The organism is Agrobacterium vitis, from assembly GCF_037039395.1.
In the GTDB taxonomy this organism is placed as follows: Bacteria; Pseudomonadota; Alphaproteobacteria; order Rhizobiales; family Rhizobiaceae; genus Allorhizobium; species Allorhizobium vitis_E.
Map to the genome: position 1 here is coordinate 2,710,941 of NZ_CP146242.1, position 18,902 is coordinate 2,729,842.

The 18,902-nt window shown below is 57.5% G+C and carries 17 protein-coding genes; 8 read left to right on the forward strand and 9 right to left on the reverse strand.

Annotated features, from left to right (window positions below; translation table 11 throughout):
• The first annotated feature begins 179 nt into the window (after positions 1 to 179).
• From V6582_RS15085 to V6582_RS15100, 4 genes are all read left to right on the forward strand, one after another.
• Positions 180 to 1,607: an aldehyde dehydrogenase family protein gene (locus V6582_RS15085; protein ID WP_156634105.1), complete on the forward strand. Its 1,428-nt coding sequence runs from the start codon at positions 180 to 182 to the stop codon at positions 1,605 to 1,607.
• Positions 1,604 to 1,993 carry a RidA family protein gene (locus V6582_RS15090; RefSeq protein WP_156634104.1) on the forward strand — a complete coding sequence of 130 codons (390 nt, stop codon included), beginning with the start codon at positions 1,604 to 1,606 and terminating at the stop codon, positions 1,991 to 1,993. The genes V6582_RS15085 and V6582_RS15090 overlap by 4 nt, the downstream gene beginning before the upstream one ends.
• A 248-nt stretch (positions 1,994 to 2,241) precedes the next feature.
• Entirely contained in the window at positions 2,242 to 2,643 is a 402-nt protein-coding gene (locus V6582_RS15095; RefSeq protein ID WP_156634102.1) for a DUF1236 domain-containing protein, read from the forward strand.
• 392 nt (positions 2,644 to 3,035) lie between these two features.
• The gene (locus V6582_RS15100; RefSeq protein WP_337739376.1) at positions 3,036 to 3,527 is read left to right on the forward strand and encodes a histidine kinase; all 492 of its coding nucleotides are present in this window, start codon (positions 3,036 to 3,038) and stop codon (positions 3,525 to 3,527) included.
• A 308-nt stretch (positions 3,528 to 3,835) separates the two neighbouring features.
• On the opposite strand, the gene V6582_RS15105 is transcribed toward V6582_RS15100, so the two are convergent.
• From V6582_RS15105 to V6582_RS15135, 7 genes are all read right to left on the reverse strand, one after another.
• Positions 3,836 to 4,147, reverse strand: a complete 312-nt coding sequence (locus V6582_RS15105) for a hypothetical protein (RefSeq protein WP_156634100.1) — start codon at positions 4,145 to 4,147, stop codon at positions 3,836 to 3,838.
• Positions 4,148 to 4,266: 119 nt separating this feature from the next.
• Positions 4,267 to 4,848: an NAD(P)H-dependent oxidoreductase gene (locus V6582_RS15110; protein ID WP_156634098.1), complete on the reverse strand. Its 582-nt coding sequence runs from the start codon at positions 4,846 to 4,848 to the stop codon at positions 4,267 to 4,269.
• A 228-nt stretch (positions 4,849 to 5,076) separates the two neighbouring features.
• Positions 5,077 to 6,483, reverse strand: a complete 1,407-nt coding sequence (locus tag V6582_RS15115; protein ID WP_156634096.1) for an FAD-binding oxidoreductase — start codon at positions 6,481 to 6,483, stop codon at positions 5,077 to 5,079.
• A 3-nt stretch (positions 6,484 to 6,486) separates the two neighbouring features.
• A complete protein-coding gene (locus V6582_RS15120) occupies positions 6,487 to 7,818 on the reverse strand; it encodes a cytosine deaminase (RefSeq protein ID WP_156634094.1) in 1,332 nt (443 codons plus the stop codon).
• On the reverse strand, positions 7,818 to 8,657 hold the full coding sequence (locus tag V6582_RS15125) for an ABC transporter permease (protein ID WP_156634092.1): 840 nt from the start codon (positions 8,655 to 8,657) through the stop codon (positions 7,818 to 7,820). Before V6582_RS15125 ends, V6582_RS15120 begins: the two co-directional genes overlap by 1 nt.
• Complete coding sequence (locus V6582_RS15130) at positions 8,654 to 9,511, reverse strand: ABC transporter ATP-binding protein (protein ID WP_156634090.1); 858 nt, start codon at positions 9,509 to 9,511, stop codon at positions 8,654 to 8,656. The genes V6582_RS15125 and V6582_RS15130 overlap by 4 nt, the downstream gene beginning before the upstream one ends.
• Positions 9,512 to 9,711: 200 nt before the next feature.
• Complete coding sequence (locus tag V6582_RS15135; RefSeq protein WP_139190362.1) at positions 9,712 to 10,731, reverse strand: ABC transporter substrate-binding protein; 1,020 nt, start codon at positions 10,729 to 10,731, stop codon at positions 9,712 to 9,714.
• Between the two features lie 239 nt (positions 10,732 to 10,970).
• Here V6582_RS15135 and V6582_RS15140 point away from each other — a divergent pair, with 239 nt between their 5' ends.
• Positions 10,971 to 11,927, forward strand: a complete 957-nt coding sequence (locus V6582_RS15140; RefSeq protein WP_156634088.1) for a LysR family transcriptional regulator — start codon at positions 10,971 to 10,973, stop codon at positions 11,925 to 11,927.
• Here the strand turns inward: V6582_RS15140 and V6582_RS15145 are convergent.
• Positions 11,912 to 12,712, reverse strand: coding sequence for a creatininase family protein (locus V6582_RS15145; RefSeq protein ID WP_156634087.1), 801 nt, complete (start codon positions 12,710 to 12,712; stop codon positions 11,912 to 11,914). The genes V6582_RS15140 and V6582_RS15145 overlap by 16 nt on opposite strands.
• Positions 12,713 to 13,026: 314 nt before the next feature.
• On the opposite strand from V6582_RS15145, the gene V6582_RS15150 reads away from it, so the two are divergent.
• On the forward strand, positions 13,027 to 13,794 hold the full coding sequence (locus tag V6582_RS15150) for a metallophosphoesterase family protein (protein ID WP_349508884.1): 768 nt from the start codon (positions 13,027 to 13,029) through the stop codon (positions 13,792 to 13,794).
• Positions 13,795 to 13,968: 174 nt separating this feature from the next.
• Here V6582_RS15150 and V6582_RS15155 read toward each other — a convergent pair whose 3' ends face one another.
• Entirely contained in the window at positions 13,969 to 14,862 is an 894-nt protein-coding gene (locus tag V6582_RS15155; RefSeq protein ID WP_156634083.1) for a DMT family transporter, read from the reverse strand.
• Positions 14,863 to 15,239: 377 nt separating this feature from the next.
• Here V6582_RS15155 and V6582_RS15160 point away from each other — a divergent pair, with 377 nt between their 5' ends.
• A complete protein-coding gene (locus tag V6582_RS15160; protein ID WP_060718166.1) occupies positions 15,240 to 16,538 on the forward strand; it encodes an adenylosuccinate synthase in 1,299 nt (432 codons plus the stop codon).
• A gap of 59 nt (positions 16,539 to 16,597) precedes the next feature.
• Positions 16,598 to 18,769 (forward strand): hypothetical protein, encoded by a 2,172-nt coding sequence (locus V6582_RS15165; protein WP_349508885.1) that lies wholly within the window; start codon positions 16,598 to 16,600, stop codon positions 18,767 to 18,769.
• Positions 18,770 to 18,902 lie beyond the last annotated feature (133 nt).

Here is an 18,902-nt window from a genome sequence, read left to right on the forward strand (position 1 = left end):
ATCGATAGTCTTGCCGAACAGTCTATCCAAGAATCGCCGCTGACGGGCTGCAAAAGGCAATTTCTGCGCTTCCAGTGCTCACGTACGTTAAGTACGCTCCGCTCCGGTTCTCGAAATCACCATTTTCGCCACGTCAACAGCAATTCTTGAACAGACTGTAAACACACACCGGAGGCACTATGAGCAATCATCTGAAATTCTTCATCGATGGCGAATGGGTTGATCCGGTTCATCCCGCCACGCTTGAGGTGATCGATCCCTCGACTGAAGAGGCCTATACATCGATTTCGGTCGGCTCCAAGGCCGATGTCGATAAGGCGGTGGCAGCCGCCAAGCGGGCTTTCGCCGGTTTTTCGCTGTGGTCGGTGGAAGAGCGGCTGGCGCTGCTGAAGCGGATGCTTGCCGAATACAATAATCGTTTTGAGGATATTGCCAAGGCTGTCAGCCAGGAAATGGGCGCGCCGCTCAGCTTTGCCCTGGAAAGCCAGGCCTGGGCCGGACGCGCCCATATGGAAGCGACGATTGCCGGGCTGGAGACATTCAAATTTTCCGAGCAGCGCGGCGGCACGATGGTGGTCAAGGAGCCGATCGGCGTCTGCGCGCTGATCACGCCTTGGAACTGGCCGCTGAACCAGATCGTCTGCAAGGTCGCGCCCGCCATTGCCGCTGGCTGCACCGTGGTGCTGAAACCCTCCGAGATCGCCCCGATCAGCGGTATCATCTTCTCCGAAGTGATGGAGGCCGCTGGAACACCGAAGGGCGTCTATAATATGGTGAGTGGCAATGGCCCGGATGTCGGCCAAGTCATGGCCGGTCATCCCGATGTTGATATGGTGTCCTTCACCGGCTCCACCCGGGCCGGGATTATCGTTGCGAAGACTGCGGCGGAAACGGTGAAGCGCGTTGCCCAGGAACTGGGTGGCAAATCTGCCAATATCATCCTGCCCGATGCCGATTTCGAAACGGCGGTGCGCAAGGGCGTGCAGGGCTGTTTCGGCAATTCCGGCCAGTCCTGCGATGCGCCGACACGGATGCTGGTTCCCGCTGACCGTCATGACGAGGCGCTGACCTATGCGAAGTCCGAGGCGGAAACTTTTGTGACCGGCGATCCGCGCAGCGAAGACACCAAGCTCGGCCCTGTTGTCAGCCAGATCCAGTATGACAAGATCCAGCGGCTGATCGAAGCGGGCATCAAGGAAGGAGCGACGCTGGTAACCGGCGGGCCGGGGCGTCCGGAAGGGTTGAATCGTGGCTATTACATTCGCCCGACCATTTTCGGCAATGTCACCAACGACATGACTGTCGCTCGCGAGGAAATCTTCGGCCCGGTCCTGTCGATTCTGCCGTATAAAGACGAGGCCGAGGCGGTCGAGATCGCCAATGACACGGTCTATGGGCTGGCGGCCTATGTGCAATCGACCGATATTGAACATGCCCGCGACGTGGCGAAGAAGATGCGGGCCGGGTCGGTCTATCTCAACTATCCAGATTGGGACACGTTCGCGCCATTCGGCGGCTACAAACAATCCGGCAATGGCCGCGAATATGCCGATTGGGCCATTCACGACTTCCTCGAGATCAAAGGCATCGTTGGCTGGGGCGCATGAAGAAGACCTTCACCCCGCCTTCGGTGCGCAGACCTTTCGGCAATTACAGTCACGGCCTGCTGGTGCCTGCGGGCGCCAGCTTGCTGGTCACCTCTGGCCAGCTCGGGATCGGTGTCGATGACAGTATTCCCAATGACCTCGAAAGCCAGGCGGTTCTGTGTTTCGAGGCCATCGGCGCTATTCTGGCCGAGGCGGGCATGAGCTATGCGGATGTGATCCGTATCGCCGGTTTTGTCACCCGCCGAGAGGATTTTGCACCCTATATGGCGGTGCGTGATCGTTATACGTTGGAACCAAAACCGGTTTCAACGCTTCTTATCGTCACCGGATTTACCCGTCCGGAATTTCTGGTCGAAGTGGAAGTGACGGCGGCCAAATCATTCTGAAGTTTTTTCCGGCTTGATTTTATCGAGCCGGAATATTTTCATGTTTACAGATCGAAAATAACAGATCTGTACATTTCTTTACATTCCAAAAAGATGTGCATTTCTACCGTTTAATCTCATATTCAAGTATTTATTCAATATGAACGATAGATGAATGACATGTTCATTGAATGTTGTTTAAAATATTTGGAACAAATAGTTTCCTTCTCTGTTATATCACCAGATAATCGGAAAGAAGGAATAGCCAGATGAAAAACAAGATTGCTCTTATTCTCACTGCCGCGCTTGTCGGCTCTGTTGCAACCTCGGCTATGGCGCAGAACGCCACTGTCACAGGTGCAGCAGGCGGTGCGGTTACGGGTGCGGTTGTGGGTGGTCCCGTCGGTGCAGCCGTTGGCGGCGTCGTTGGCGCAGTGGCTGGCACAGCCATCGATCCGCCGCCACCGCGCGTCGTCACCTATGTTCGCCAGCAGCCAATGCCCGCGCAGCCGTATGTGACCGATCAGGAGATCGTCGTCGGCCAGCACTTGCCGCGCCAGATCGTGATCACCCCGATTCCGGAAGATCCGACCTATGGCTACGCGATCGTCAATAACGAGCGTGTTATCGTTGATCCGCAGTCCTACACGGTCATTGATATCGTCCAGTAACGACCTTTTTTGACTCTCCAGTCATCTTGCCCCGCCGGCCTTGCGCCAGTGGGGCTTTTTTTTGCCCGGAGCAGGGCGCTCTCGCTCTTTGCCTTTACGCATTTCCGAGCGGAAAACCGGTGTCCACTTTTCCTGGAAATGCTCTGTAGGTTAAATTACGCGGCAGGCCGCTATGGTGTAAAACATACCCTGAAATAGTAGAGATCAGTTTAGCAATTCCCAGCGACAGACGGATGGAAATCTCTATTTTCGACAATCGACATCTTATCGATCCTGGTGCGCGGACGCATTCACTTCGTTCATGCTTTCGTGCACTCGGTTTTTGTTTTAACGCATTTCCGTACGCAAAACCGCTACGCACTTTTGCTGGAAATGCTCTAGGGGGACCATCCGTGAAGAGACTATTTGCCGTTGCTGTGCTGACCTTGCTTCTGCCAAGCCTGTCTTTTGCCGATACGCTGCTGTTTCCAAGCGATAATCCGGTTGCGCGGATCACTATTCCGGCCGGCTGGGAGCCGAAGGAAACGGAAAGCGGCATCGATGCGACCTCCGAGGACGGCGCTATCTATATCGCCATCGACGTCGCCAACGCCAAGACCACGGATAAGGTAATCGATGACGCCATCGCTTTCCTTCAGGACAACGGCGTGAAGATCGACGGCTCGACCCAGAAGCAGTCAGACGAGGTCATCAATGGCATGGACATGACCAATTTCGACTGGACCGGCGTCGATGAAGATGGCGCCGTCAATGTCGGCCTGTCGCTGCTCTCACCCCGTGCCGGCAAGCTGCTGGTGATTACCTATTGGGGAACGAAGGGCAAACAGGAAAAGCATGGCGCCGAATTGCAGGAGATCATCTCCTCGCTGAAGGCGGCAAAGTAGCCCTTACAGGTTGTTTTTATTTTTCCAGTAAATCCTATCAAAAAGGGAGGTGGTACCTCCCTTTCTCTTCGGCTTATACGAAGATTCATTGAAAATGACTCTTTGTATTCCTTTTGAAAATATCTCAAGCCTCTGACGCATTGGAGATATTTTCAATGTCTTCAAGTCGAGGATGCGTGAGCATGTCAGAGACTTGGTATAACTGCATGATTCCTTAAATCAGAATCGATTTAACGAGAAAATTATGCAGCAGATTTAAAGTGTTACAGCGTGTTTTGTGCGTTTATAAAACCCACGGCGCGGTAATATCAGACGGTTGCCGTCTGGCTACCGTTGCCAACGGCAACGAAGGTGAAGTTACGATCGGTAGCATCGCCACCGCTATCGCCCGTCTTGACATAAATGCCATTGACATCAAGGCTGATGATGACGGCGTTGTCCTTTGTGTTACCATCGCTCGGAAAAATCTGCGTTACCGAAGCGCCGCCGATCTTGCTGAAAGCGGGGCGGAACGAAACCTGATAATGTCCCTTGGAAACGCGCGAGACGCTGAAGCCGTCACCAGAAATGATTTCACCTGTGGATTTGACCGTACCTGCAATAATACGTTGATCAGACATAAAAATATTTCCTCCATAGATGCACCTAATTGGTGCATTTCGTAAATACGAAACCAAAGGTAGTGAATCAAATGGATTTTGTTTTACATTATTACTATTTTTGGGTGTAATTTAATTAATTAAAACCGTTCCATCACGTGCCCTACCTTGGCGAGGAAGGCGGTGCGGCTTTGTTGCGTGCAATTGTTCATATCGTAATGGGCAAGAAATTTTACCGGCGCTCCGAGCTTGATCTGAGCGCGCAGCACACGCTTTACGGATTTCTTCGGTGGGTTACCCGCAAGAAAAGCCCGCAACGGGGTTGCGCCATAGGTTAGAACCCCCGCCAGTTTGCGGATATGGCGCAGCGTTGGCGTCAGTTTTCCATCGATCAGTTCGAAGGTGACGCCCGGCAGCCAGACACGGTCGAAATAGCCGCTTAGCATGGCGGGAAAGCTGAAATTCCAGACGGGGGTGACGATAACAAGGCCTTCTGCCGCCTTCAACCGCTCGACATAGGATTTCACCGGCGCGATATTGTCAGGATAATCATGATAGATCCGCCGCTCTTCAGCCGAAAGAACCGGGTCGAAACCCTCATCATACAAATTGCAGCCATCGACCTCATGGCCGGCTTTCTCCAGGCTTTGGCAGGTCTTGTGGTAGAGCGCCCGGTTGAAGCTTTCAGCCAAGGGGTGGGAATGAAGAACGAGCACGCGCATGCAAAAGTCCCTGGTTTGCGCCCGCCGGTCGTCTCACCGGAGGGTTCTGTCAAAAACATCCGCGTCGTTTGTCCCGATGCCTTCTTCCGCCTGCTGGCTGGAGGAAAGGTCATGTTCATTGCATGATCAGGGACAAGCCCCGCCAGGAGTACCTTCGGACTGTGAAGACGGCCTCATGCCGTCAAGCCGATGCGTTCTAAATCATCTCCGGTTGAAAGTGCAAGGATTTCAATCGTCTTCCATCGATTGCAAGCCGGGAAACAGATAGTTGCGCCCGGCGGAAAAGTCGAAATCGGGATTTTCCCAGGCGATCATCTTGCCGGGATTGAGCAGGCCCTTGGGGTCGGTTTCCTGTTTGAAGGCCAGCTGCACCGTATCGGTCTGCTTCATGCCGCCTTCTTCCAGCGTATAGCGATGCGGGTTGAAGATCGGGCAGCCGTTGTCCTCGTGGATGCGGATGATTTCCTCCAGCCGCTCCTTGGTCGTATAGCGTACCAACGGCAGGCCGGAACATTGGATGGCACCGTCGAAGCGCATGAATTCCAGGTGGCCGATCACTTCATCGCCGAAGATTTCGGTCATTTTTCCAACCTTTTCGACATGATCCGGTCCCGGATATTGCACTTGCAGATAGGTGATCGAAGGATCGACCTTCAGCGCCCGCAGTGTCGTATGGTTCCAGGCCAGTTCATAGGCATGGGGAATGCCCTTCATGCTCTCCACGGTGTCGGAGCGAAAGCGCAGATCTGCCTTCATTTTCTCGGCATAGGCAATAAACGGCCCCATGGAATGCGGCGCGACCATCAGCACCACCACTGACTGGCCGTCCTTCAGCCAGGGCTTATGACGGGTGAAATACTCATAAGGCACGGGAGCGGCGATAGGCGCGACTTCCTTTAACAGAATACCGTTGCGGTGGCTGAGTGCATCGGCAAAGCGCACGGCATCCATGTAGTCGTCATAGCCGACGATGACATCCACCCAGTCATAGGCCGGGGCCAGCGGCATTTCCACTTCGGTGATGATGCCATTGGTGCCATAGGCGTGGCTGACCTTTTGCAGATCCCAGGCGGACAATTCCAGCACCCGTGGCTCCGCCTCCATGGTGACGACCCGTAGCGACAGGATATTGCCGAGATCACGAAGCCCGCCCCAGGTGATCGAGCCAACCCCGCCCGAGCCGCCAGCGACGAAGCCACCGATGGAGGCTGTCTGGGCGGTGGAGGGGTGGAAGCGCAATTCCTGGCCGGAATGGGCGCGTGTCTGGCGATCCAGTTCGGCGATGACGATGCCCGGCTCGCAGATCACCCGGCCTGGATGGATCTCTTTCACCTTGTTCATGTTGATCAGGTTCAGCACGATGCCACCGGAAAGCGGCATGGCCTGACCGTAATTGCCAGTGCCCGCGCCGCGCGGGGTCACCGGCACGCCATGGGCATAGGCTACTTTCAGCGTGCGGATCACCTCTTCTTCGCTGATCGGGGAAACCACGAGGTCAGCCGTGACATGATCCAGCTCGGCCTTCAGGATTGGCGAGTACCAGTAGAAATCCCGGGACTTCTGCTTGACCAGCGCCGGATCATCCTCGACGGCGATCCCGGCAAGTTCAGCTTTGATTTTTGCGTAATCGGGCATGGTTCAATCTTCCATCATATGGTCTAGGTCGCGGTAGTCAGGCACCTGGGCGTCAATCGCCTTGCCGGATCGCAGCACGATGCGGTCAGCCTGTGGGCGCGATAAAAGCTCGCTCCAGGTTCTCGCCGAAAACACCACCAGATCGGCCTTGGCCCCGACCTTGATGCGGCCATGGTCGGGGCGTCCGAGAATATCGGCGGGGCTGCGGGTGACGATCCGGGCGGTGCTGTCCAGAGGGTGATCGAGATGGACGATCCGCACCGCTTCGCGCAGCACTTCCATACAATCGAGATCGCCATAGGCGTAGAAGGGATCGCGGGTATTGTCGGAGGAAACCGCCGTCTGCACACCTGCCGCCGCCAGTTCATGAAACAGGGTGACGCCGCGTTGGCGGGGTGTGCGGCCAGCATGCCGGTCCTGCAAATACATGTTGCACATCGGCAGCGACACGACGGCAAGCCCGGCTTCCGCAACCTTGTCGATGGTCGCCTTGGCGGTATCGTCGCTCTGCTGGGTCAGTGAACAGCAATGGCCAACCACCACCGAGCCTTGAAAACCATTGCGCAGCTTGGCTTCGGCAATGGATTTCAAGGTCAGCACGGAAGCGTCCTGCGTCTCATCGACATGCAGGTCGATGTCGAGGCCATGGTCGCTTGCGGCGCGAAACAGCCGGTCCAGCCGGTGGTCCAGATCCGGCGACACCTGGGTGACGCCGCCGAGAATGCCCTTGTGTGCGACAAGCACTTCCAGCAGATCATTGAAGAAGGCCGTGTCGGTCATGTCCTCGAAGGGAAAGAGCGCGACAGCCTGAAGATCGATCCGGCCCGCCCACTCCTTGCGTATCTGCGAAAACACCTCAAAGGAAATCCGGTGCTGGGGTGCACTGCTGTCGAGATGGGTACGGATCAGGCTGGTGCCGTGGGCATAGGCGCAGCGCAGCGAAAATTCCATCCGTGCCCGCACATCGTCTGCCGACCAATTTGCCTCGCGGTCCTGCTTTACCGCATCGAGCGCGCCGATGAAATCGCCGGTTGGATTGGGCTGGCGTGGCCAGATATGGCCCTTGTCGAGATGGGTATGCATGTCGGTAAAGGTCGGCCAGACCATGGCATCGCGCAGATCGATGATCGGCAGGTCCGCGCCGGTCTTGTCATCAGATGCGGTGCCGACCTTAACAATGGCTTCGACCTTGCCGTGGTTGATAATCAGATCGGCGCTGACCAGCCCCTCGCGGACCGGTCCAGCGGGCGGGCCATCCACCGCTTCGACGGGTAATGTGGCGCGCGTCAGGGCAAACCGCCCGGCTTTGGGAAGATCGGCAAACAATCTGGTCATCAGTTTTCTCGCTTGATGCTGCTTTCATGCCAGCGATGCAGCGCCAGCCATGAGATGAAGGAGGTGATCGCGAAGATCACCACGCCGAGACACGATAGCAGGAACAGGGCGGCAAACAGCCGGGGAATGTTCAGCCGGAATTGTGCTTCCAGCAGGCGGAAGGCAAGGCCCGAACCCGCTCCTGCCGAGCCTGCCGCAAACTCCGCCACCACGGCGGCAATCAGCGCCAGTCCGCCACCGATCTTCAGACCGGTCATGAAATAGGGCAGCGAGGCCGGCAGTTTCAGATAGAGCAGGGTTTCCAGCCGTGAGGCGCCATAGAGGTCGAACAGGTTAAGCAGATTATGATCGACGCTTTTCAGGCCCTGCACCATGTTGGAGAGGATCGGGAAAAAGGCGACCAGAAAGGCGCAGATCAGCAGCGCCACCTGGGTTGACGGTGCATAGATCAGGATCAACGGCGAGATGGCGACAACGGGCGTGACCTGAAGGATGACCGCAATCGGATAAAAGGCCGTTTCGATCCATTTCGACTGCACGAGAAACACCGCGATGCCGACACCGCCGACCAGGGCCAGGGCCAGTGACATCAGAGTGATTTTCGTCGTCACCCAGAGCGCTGGTCCCAGAATGCCCCAATCCGTATAGAGCGCTTTGGCGACCGCCAAGGGTCCGGGTAGGATATATTGCGGCACTTCGGAGATGGTGACGCTGACATGCCAGATCAGGATCAGTACGGCGACCACGGCAAGGGGGATTATCACCCGCAACATGGTTTCGCGATGACGGGCAAAAAAACCTGTCTTTGGCAGGCTCTGGTTCTCGGCTTGCGACGTCATCCGTGATGCTCCAATCCCGCCACCGAGGGGCTGCTATCGAGCGGAAAGCCGATGGCTTCCAGCAGAACAGTCGAGGCCTTTTCGCAGACCTGCCGGTATTCTTCCGAGGTTCGGTAATGGGCGTCGCGTTCCAGGCTGGTGGCAATGGTGAAATCCGCATGCACCCGGCCGGGCCGTGCCTTCATGACCACGATGCGGTTGGAGAGATAAGCGGCCTCGAACACCGAATGGGTCACGAAGATCACGGTAATGCCGGTCTCGCGCCACAGCCGCAGCACGTCGTCGTTCAGCTTTTGCCGGGTGATTTCGTCAAGGGCTGCAAACGGTTCGTCCATCAGCAGCAGTTTCGGCTTGGTCACCAGGGCGCGGGCAATCGACACCCGCATTTTCATGCCGCCGGAAAGCTGGCGCGGATAGGCATCCGCGAAATCCTTCAGTCCCACCGTGTCAAGGGTTTCGAGAACGGTCGAGGTTGCGGCTGCCTTGGAAATCCCTTGCAGACGCAGTGGCAGATAGACATTGCCGAACACCGTCTGCCAGGGCAGCAGGGTCGGTTCCTGGAAGACGAAGCTGATATCGCCTTCCGGCAGGCCTTTGGCGTTGATACGGGAACTGGGCCAATCGACCGTGCCGCTGGAGATGCCGCCGAGACCGGCAATAATCCGGAGCGCCGTCGATTTGCCGCAGCCGGAGGGGCCGAGCAGGCTGACGAATTCACCCGCCTCGACGCTGAGCGACATGTTGGACAGTGCCACCGTGCCACTGGAAAACACCTTTGACACGCCAGAGAGCGTGACGAGCGGGCGCGGGCGGCTTTCGGTGCGGGATGCGGGCGGGGTTTCGGTCAAGATCATGCCGTGCCTGTTGTTGATGTCCTTCTTCGCCCGACAAACAGAAGCGGGGAAAAGGAACAGAAGGGAAAGCGATGGCTGCTGCTTCCCCTTCTGGTTTTTCTTGCTGGTTTTTCTTGTTTGCTCCCTCTTCAGGGAGGCTTCACCGCCTTTACCAAGGCCTGACTATGCTCACGCATCCTCAGGCCAGAGGTTATTTCGGCTTACTTCTTCAGGTTAAGGCCAACGCCCTTGCAGACGAACTTGGTTGTATAGGCCTTGTTGTAATCCAACTTGGCATCGACAACGCCGATCTGAACCATGGTATCGAAGAATTTCTTGTAATGCTCATCGGTCATGCAGCCGATACCCTTTTCCAGGGTTGGGCCGGAATCGACGATGCCATATTCCTTCATCTTCTCGATGGAAAAGGCGATCTGGCTATCGGTGATCTCAGGATTATCCTTTTTGATCAGTTCATTGGCCGCTTTGTTGTCGCCGTAGAGATATTTGTACCAGCCTTCGGAGGATGCATCGATAAAGCGCTGCACCACATCCGGCTTCTTGTCGACCATGGTCTGGGTGGTGGTAATCATCGTCGCATAGGGCGTGTAGCCATTGTCGGCCAGCAGGAACAGCTTCGGCTTGAAGCCGCCCTGCTTTTCGATCTCGTAAGGCTCAGACGTGATATACCCTTGCTGGGCGGATTTCTTGTTGGCAAGGAAAGGCGCCGGGTTGAACGTATAGGGCTTGTATTGCTCGTCCTTGAAGCCCGGATAGTTCTTCTTCATCCACTCGAAATAGGTGGTGTAACCTTCCTTGCCCATGAAGATCGTGTCGAGCTTGGCGAGATCGCCAAATTTCTCGATGCCCTGGTCGGGATGGGCAATCAACACCTGCGGGTCCTTCTGGAACATGGCGGCGACATCGATCAACGGAATGCCCTGCTTGACCGCATCCAATTGCTGAAGCGGGCTGCCCATGTAGAAATCGACCTTGCCGGCGATCAGCAGTGCCTGGTTGGCCGCATTCGGCCCGCCCTGGACAATCTTCACCTTCAAGCCGTATTTTTCATAGGTGCCATCGGCCACGGCCTGGTAAAAGCCGCCATGCTCGGCCTGGGCCAGCCAATTGGTGCCGTAGCTGACCTCATCCAGCGCCATGGCCGGGCTGCCAAGGCCAAGGGCCAGGGCGGTTGCAGCCAAAGTGTTGACAATTGTCTTGTGCAGTATGGTTTTCGTCATGTGTGTTTTCCCCTGATCCCTCGGATCGCGTGCTGCCGCCCGATGTCCCATCCCGCTGAAATGGCCCCGCTCAAAATGGCTCCACTGAAATGGCCCGCCGCGTTTTATGCATTTGAGCGGTTGCCTTGCGGCTTGAAAAGCATCAAATTTCGTCCGCTTCGATGCCTTAATGGCATCGCTTGCTCGTTCTGTATGTGAAATGTTCAATCTGCTTAAAAAATGGACTGGTGTGCTACGCCATGCTTCACTCCCGTAAGCTGCTTTATATAGACGAGATTGCCCGTTGCGGTTCAATTCGTAAAGCCGCCGCTAGACTTAACGTTGCATCTTCCGCTGTCAACCGGCAGATTCTGGCCCTGGAAGACGAGCTGGGCGTTCCCCTGTTCGAGCGTCTGCCGCGGGGCTTGCGGCTGACGGCGGCGGGGGAGCTGTGTGTGGAGCATATCCGCGAAGTTCTGAAGGGCTATGAACGTCTGGAAGCGCGTATCCGCAGCCTGAAAATGCCACAGGTGGGCAAGGTATCGCTGGTTGCCACGGTGGGGTTGGCCGCCGGTCCCCTGCCGGAAATAATCGCCCGGTTTCTGGACGCGCATCCGCGCATCAAGGTGCATTTGCGCAATGACAGCGGCTCTACCACTCTCAATCCGGTGCTGACGGGCGAAGTGGATATCGGGCTGGGCTTCAACATCCCGGCAACACCCGGTATTCGGACCATAGCCAATTTCGACATCCCTGTCGGCGCGGTTTTACCGCCCGGTCATCCGCTGGCGCATGAAAAAGGCACGATCGATCTGGTCGATGTGGTGCAGGAAAAACTGGTGCTGGCCGAGCCGGGCACCAGCCTGCGCAATGTCATCAATCTGGCGCTTGCCAATCTGCCGCTGCCGGTCGAGCCCCTTTTGGAAACCAACGCCTCCGAACTGTTGAAGCAATTGGTCAAATGCGGCACGGCGCTGACCCTGCTCAACCCGCTGGATGTGATTGTCGAATGCCGCAAGGGCGAACTGGTGTTTCGCCCGCTGGCCGAGCCGCATTGCCGCCACCAGCCGATGAAATTGTTTGCCCGGGCGCGGGCGCCGCTCGATGCGGCGACCAGCCTGTTCGTTGAATATCTGGTTCAGGAAATCCAGGCTTTGGTGGAGGAATTGCAGGGCAGGGGGTATCTTGCCCCGGACCGTGGTTATTCCGGAGAATAAAGCGCAGACAGCGGATAGTCCCTGACGTCACGCAAGAGCTGGATGAAGCCGGTCACCTGATGACGGCAAATCGCCTCACCCTTTTCCGCCGTGCCTTTCGAGGCATCGCCGACCACGCCAGCCGGGTTGAGATCGTGGGCAATCCAGGCCAGCGAATGGGGCGGCAAGGGCTGGAGAAAATCCGAGTGCTCCTTCATCCATTCCGCTTTGGAGACGAAGTTTTCGGCCTTGTCCATCCGCACCAGTTCGGGGCGGAAATGCAGCATCAGCGAGGTTTCCACTTCGCCGCCATGAATGCCATAGCGGTTTTCATGATCGGAAATCATTCCCTCGGGATTGCCGAACCGGCTCCATTGGGTAGATACCACCGCCATCTTGTGGCGGACGCGCAATTCGCGCCCGACAATGCTCATGATGTCGACATTGCCGCCATGGGAATTGACGATGACCAGCTTGCGCAGGCCCGCTTCCGCCACCTTGGCGCCGATCGCGGTCCAGGCCGCAATCAGCAGATCCGCACTGAGCGAGAGCGTGCCGGGGCCATAGACATGTTCATTGGCCTTGCCGATTTCCTGGGTGGGGAGAACCAGGAAATCCAGGTCGTCCGGACGCTGGTGCTTCAGTTCTGTCAACATGCCGTTGGCAATCGCCACATCGGTTGCAATTGGCAGATGTGGCCCATGCTGTTCGGTGGAGGCAATCGGCAAAACAGCGATGGTGCTGTCAGGTGACAGGCTGGCGAAATCATAGGTGTTCAGTTCATTCCAGTAAAATGGCTTGGTCATGATGCTTCCCCATTGATTGGCTAGAATCTGTCAAAATTGATTGGAACGGACGGAGCTTTCGATCTTTTTGTTATCGTTTGTCTTTTCACAAACGAAGGGGTCCATTTTTTCTCTCATAGTTCTAGGGATAAGCTCTGTTCATGTCGCGGAAAAGCATCGATTTGCGCGCGCCGCGATGCCGAAAAGTGTGCGATTCGAAACGCTGTTAACCTTAATGGTTGGTAATTATCACGATTGGCCCTGCGCGTGGTTGAGAAGCGATTGCGACAGGCGTAAAACGGTTGCGGGAAGCTGGAACCATTATGATAAAGTTGTTGCGTAGATTTCTCGACGTCGGATCGGAAACCGGTGTGGCTGGCATGCGTAGTCGTCTGGATATCGATCCCAAGGCGTTTTCCGCGATTTATGCGGTAGGGGATGTGCATGGTTGTTATGCTGAGTTGCTGGAGGCGGAATGCCGTATCCTGCACGATGCCGGCAGTATCGATGGTCCCAAGCTGATCGTGATGCTGGGTGATTATGTCGATCGCGGACCGTCCTCACGCCGGGTGATCGATCATCTGATGGCGCCGCTGGCGCCCGGTTTCGAGCGGATATCGCTTTGCGGCAATCATGACGATGTGTTCTGTCATTTTCTCGACGATCCCTCGGCCGGTCGTCGCTGGCTGGATTTTGGCGCGGCGGCCACGCTTTATTCCTATGGCATCGACATCGACCACGCCTTGCACCAGGCCGGTAGTTTCAAGGGGCTTTCCACGGAGCTGGCCCGCGCCATCCCTGAAAGCCATTATGCCTGGCTGAAATCCCTGCCGGTCATGCTCAAGGTCGGGCAATTTCTGTTCGTGCATGCAGGCCTGAAGCCGGGCGTCGCGCTGGACACCCAGGCCGATGAAGACCTGATGTGGATCCGTGAACCCTTTCTCGGCCGTGGCCCGGAACTGCCCTATACGGTCGTACATGGACATACCCCGACCGATACAGTCACCTTCGGCAAGAACCGGATCGGCATCGATACCGGTGCCTATGCATCTGGACATCTCGCCGTCTTGCGGATCGCCGATGGGCATACCAGCCTGATCTAGTGGTCCGATTCCGACATTTGCCTCCGTTTGCAGCACCCTCGAGAGCAAATGTCGGAATCTTCAGGACCACTAGTAAGTTACTGTTTCTAGTGGAATTTAAGAATTTGACATTTGATCCTCGAGGGTGCGGCAAGGGGGAATCAAATGTCAAATTCATTCCACTAGAGCCTGTTATCAGCGAGCAGTGGTTTGCGGTTTGCCCCATTCGGCCAGCGCGATGCCGCCGATCACCAGGCTGAGTGCCAGCATGTGGAAACCTTCCAGCTTTTCACCGACCACGGCGACCGACAGGATGGTGCCGAACACCGGTACAAGGTTGATGAACAGGCCGGCCCGGTTGGCGCCGATCATGTTGACCCCTGATATATAGAGTGTCTGCGACACCAGGGATGGCAGCAGGCCGCAAAACAGGATCAGTGCCCAGCCGGTGGCATCGGGCGCGATAAGGCTGCCAGTGCTGGCTTCCCAGGCAACCAGTGGCAGGGAGGCCAGCGCTGCCCCGAAGGCGAGGGCGGCCATCAGCGTCTTCCAGTGCAGTTCCGGCTTCCAGCGCAGCGCCACGGTAAAGATCGCATAGCACAGCACGGCCAGCAGCATCAGCGTATCGCCGAAATTCAGCCGCAGCGACAAAAGCGCCATCAGGTCGCCATGGCCTGCCGTCAGCGCCACGCCGATAAAGCTGATCAGGAAGCCAGCAATCTGGATGGCGGAGGCGGCAATCCGAAACAGCAGGAAATTCAACAGGAAGATCAGCACGGGAATGCCGCCCTGTTCGATGGCGCCATTGACGGCGGAGGTGTATTTCAGCGCCGAATAGAGAAAGCCGTTAAAGCCGGTATAGCCGATTGCACCGAGCGCCAGCAGCAGGGGGATATGACGGCGCACCACCGGCCAATCCGCCTTGATCTGACGGGAGGAAACCGCCAGCAGCAGCGTCAAGGCCAGCGACCAGCGACCCAGATTCAGCATCATCGGGCTGATATGGCCCACGGCCAGCTTGCCCGCCACGGCATTGCCGCCCCAGAACAAGGTCGTCAGCACCAGATAGGCATAGGCTTTGATTTGCATCTGATCGTTCAACCTCTGCGCGTCGCCAATTTCGATGCATTTTGACTACTGCATAATTCCTGAAACCGGAATCGATTTCAGGAATTATGCAATCGTAAAATTGTGTTGCACCGTCATATGTCTCTGCCATGCAAAAAGCCGGATTAACGCGCATAAACGTGTCGCTTTCCGCAAAACAACACAGTATAGATGCGCGGGTTTGGGGACGCGCAGGCGCGAAAACGCGCTGCCTTGACTGGAAACCTGTTCAGGACGATCTGCTTCAGGGTGAATGGCGGCGCGCAGCAGACAGAACGTGTGACGGCTTACGGCTTTATCAACCGCCAGCGCTGTCGCGAGGCGAAGTTACGCTTGAGGCGTAAAGACAGGATTTTGAAATGACGAATGTCGTGGTGGTTGGCTCCCAATGGGGTGACGAAGGCAAAGGCAAGATCGTGGACTGGCTGTCGGAGCGCGCTGACGTGGTCGTGCGCTTTCAGGGCGGTCATAATGCCGGTCATACGCTGGTCATCGACGGCATTTCCTATAAATTATCGTTGCTGCCTTCGGGCGTCGTGCGTCCCGGCAAGATGGCGGTGATCGGCAATGGCGTCGTGGTCGATCCGCATGCGCTGATCGCCGAAATCGCCAAGCTGGCCGCCCAGGGCGTCACCGTAACGCCGGATAATCTGCGCATCGCCGACAACGCGACGCTGATCCTGTCGCTGCACCGCGAACTGGATGGCATGCGCGAAGACGCCGCCACCAATAGCGGCACCAAGATCGGCACCACGCGGCGCGGCATCGGCCCGGCTTATGAAGACAAGGTCGGCCGTCGTGCCATCCGGGTGATGGATCTGGCCGATCCCGAAGGTCTGGCCGAGAAGGTTGCCCGCATCCTGCCACACCACAACGCGCTTCGCCGTGGGTTTGGTGCGCCGGAGGTCGAACATTCGACGATCATGGAAGAGCTGCTGTCGGTGGCCGACAAGGTTCTGCCCTTCCGCGAAACCGTCTGGTTGATGCTGGACAAGGAGCGTCGTCGTGGCGCCCGAATCCTGTTTGAAGGCGCGCAAGGCTCGCTGCTCGATATCGACCACGGCACCTATCCCTTCGTCACCTCGTCCAACACGGTCGCCGGCCAGGCCGCGGCAGGCTCCGGCATGGGGCCAGGCTCGCTCGGTTATATCCTTGGCATTACCAAGGCCTATACGACCCGCGTTGGTGAGGGCCCGTTCCCGACCGAGCTGACTGACGAGATCGGCCAGTTTCTTGGGGAAAAAGGTCACGAATTCGGCACGGTCACTGGCCGTAAACGCCGTTGTGGCTGGTTTGATGCGGCGCTGGTGCGCCAGTCGGTGGCCACCAATGGCATTACCGGCATCGCCCTGACCAAGCTCGATGTTCTCGATGGCTTGGACGAGCTGAAGATCTGCGTCGGCTATAAGCTGGACGGTGTGGAAATCGACCATTTGCCGGCAGCCCAGGCGGCTCAGGCACGGGTCGAGCCGATTTACGTCACGCTGGAAGGCTGGAAGGAATCCACCGTTGGCGCACGTAAATGGGCCGATCTTCCCGCCCAGGCGATCAAATATGTCCGCCAGGTGGAAGAGCTGATCGGTGCGCCGGTCGCGCTGTTGTCCACCAGCCCGGAACGCGACGACACCATACTTGTGACCGATCCATTTGAGGATTAAGGTTAGAGTTGAATTAATTTGTCTTGTCGGCCTGCGCCGGTGATCACGAGAAAGTACGGATGGCAGATTTCGTAGCAGTTATTCGGCGCGCCGTTGATGGCCTGTCGAACAATACCCCGGAAATGCGCGTAAAGGTGTATGAGAAGGCTCGCGGCGCAGTGATGCGGCAGCTGGACAATATGACACCCAAGCCGTCGGAAGACATGCTGCGCCGCCAGCTGGACAAGCTTGACGCCGCGATTGCCGAGGTCGAGGCAGATTATGCCGAGGCTCTTCCTGCTGTGGAAGAGGATGCCTATGAGCCGGAGCCGGCCTACGAGCCAGCACCGCCTTATGAACCTGAGCCGGAACCAGAACCCGTTCATCATGAGCCGGAGCCTGTTGAGGAACCGGCGCATGAGCCCGAATATGTGCACCAGCCTGAACCTGTTCATGAGCCGGAGCCGGCTTATGTTCCAGCGCCTGCCCCAGCACCTGTCTATGTGCCGGAACCAGCGCCTGAGCCGGTTTATGAGCCGGAGCCAGAACCTTATACGCCAGAACCGGCCCGCATTCCGCCTGCTATTTGGGAGAATGAAGAGCCTGCCCAGCCAGCAGTGTCTCCTGCGGCTCTAGCGCCAGCCGCAAAGCCTTCGGCACCACAGAAACACTCGATGGATGAATGGCTGGAAAGCCATTTGGAAAGCTCGCCAGTTCCTCCGGCACCTGTCCATTCCTCTCCGGCCCAGTCCTTTGAGACACAGCCGCAGTCGCGCCAGGACGATGCGCAGGAGCCAGCGGTCTACCCCGCCATTCCACCGGCACGCCAGCCTGTGTTCGATGAAGCCGAGGCGCTGGGCGCTTTCGACGCTTTCGTGCGTGACAACAAGCAGCCTGCATCGCAGGGTGGCTCCTTCTCACAAGCTGGTCATGACGATCCGAAGGATCTTCTGGACTGGAGTGACAAGCATCAGAACACCAGCTTCGGCACGCCTGTCGGCCAGGCATCCGACAACGAGGAAAATGCCGCTCGCAATGGAGCCTCTCCAAAGCAGGCAGGCACGAGCAAGGCAGGCGAAGATCCTGCCTGGTTCGATGATTTCGTGGCCGCCCAGCCTGTGCCACCGGCGGCAGCTAAAAAGCAACCGCGCACCGCCGCGCCGGACCGAAGCAGTTCCTCCGAAGACATGGCAGCCGTGCTGGCCAAGGCCAACAGGAAGGCGGGGCTGCGCACCAAGAAATCCCGTCGGACCGCGCCTTACATCATCACTGGCGTGCTGATCCTGTTGATCGGCGGCGGTGGCTACTACGCCTATGCCCATCGTGACAATCTGCCGGGCGCCATCGCCGGGTTGAAGCAGACCGTGACAGGATTGTTTGCCTCGAAGGGCTCGTCACCAGCGTCCACACCATCTTCGCAGACGGGCAGCGCGGACGCCGGAAAGCCGGCGGCTGTTCCAGCGTCAACCGGCGATGCCGGGGCGGCGGGTGAAAAATTCACCCAGAAGCTGATGCCTGACGGTACGGAAGTGGATGAGGGCGCCTCGAACGCTGCCGCCAATAGCGGCGAGGGCCGTTCGGTGGCCCAGCAGAATGGCGGAGCCAATCCGGCAGCGCCAGTGTCCGGCGGTGCGGCCAGTGCGCCGGCTACCACCACGCCTGTGCAGGGTGCGCCCTTCACCGTGCCGGAAAATGGCCAGAAGGCCTATCTCTACGAAGAGCGGCTCGGCCAGACGACGCCGACCACCGTGCAGGGCTATATTGTCTGGGAAGCCCGACATGAGACTGGTGACAGCGGCAAGCCGGAACCGGAAATCCAGGGCAAGCTGACGATCCCCGAGCGGGGCCTGACAGCGCTGATTACCTTCAAGCGCAATACCGACAGCTCGCTTCCCGCCAGCCACCTGATGGAAATCGTCTTCTCGGTGCCGCAGAATTTCGAAGGTGGCGGCATAGACAGCGTTCAGCGCGTTGCCATGAAGGCAAGCGAGCAGGATCGCGGCGATCCGATCGTGGCGGTGCCTGCCAAGATCACCGACGACACGTTCATGATCGCCTTCAACGATTTTGCCGAAGTGGTGGCCCGCAATGTCGATCTGTTGCGTGGCCGTGACTGGATCGACATCCCCGTTACCTATCGCAACGGTCGCCGCGCGCTGATTACCCTCGACAAGGGTGCCGCTGGCAAGCCGATCTTCGACAGTGTCATCAGGGAATGGGCAGCGCTCGGAAACAATCGCAGCGGCGGGTGATTAAAACTCGCCGCCGCCTATGCTCCCTATGCTCCGTCGTTTGCGGCGGCCTGAGGTCGGGGACATTATGTCGGGTGAAGCCGACGCGCTTTGCGCATGAGACGTTGCCTCAGGAAAGGTGGAACCGCGTTTC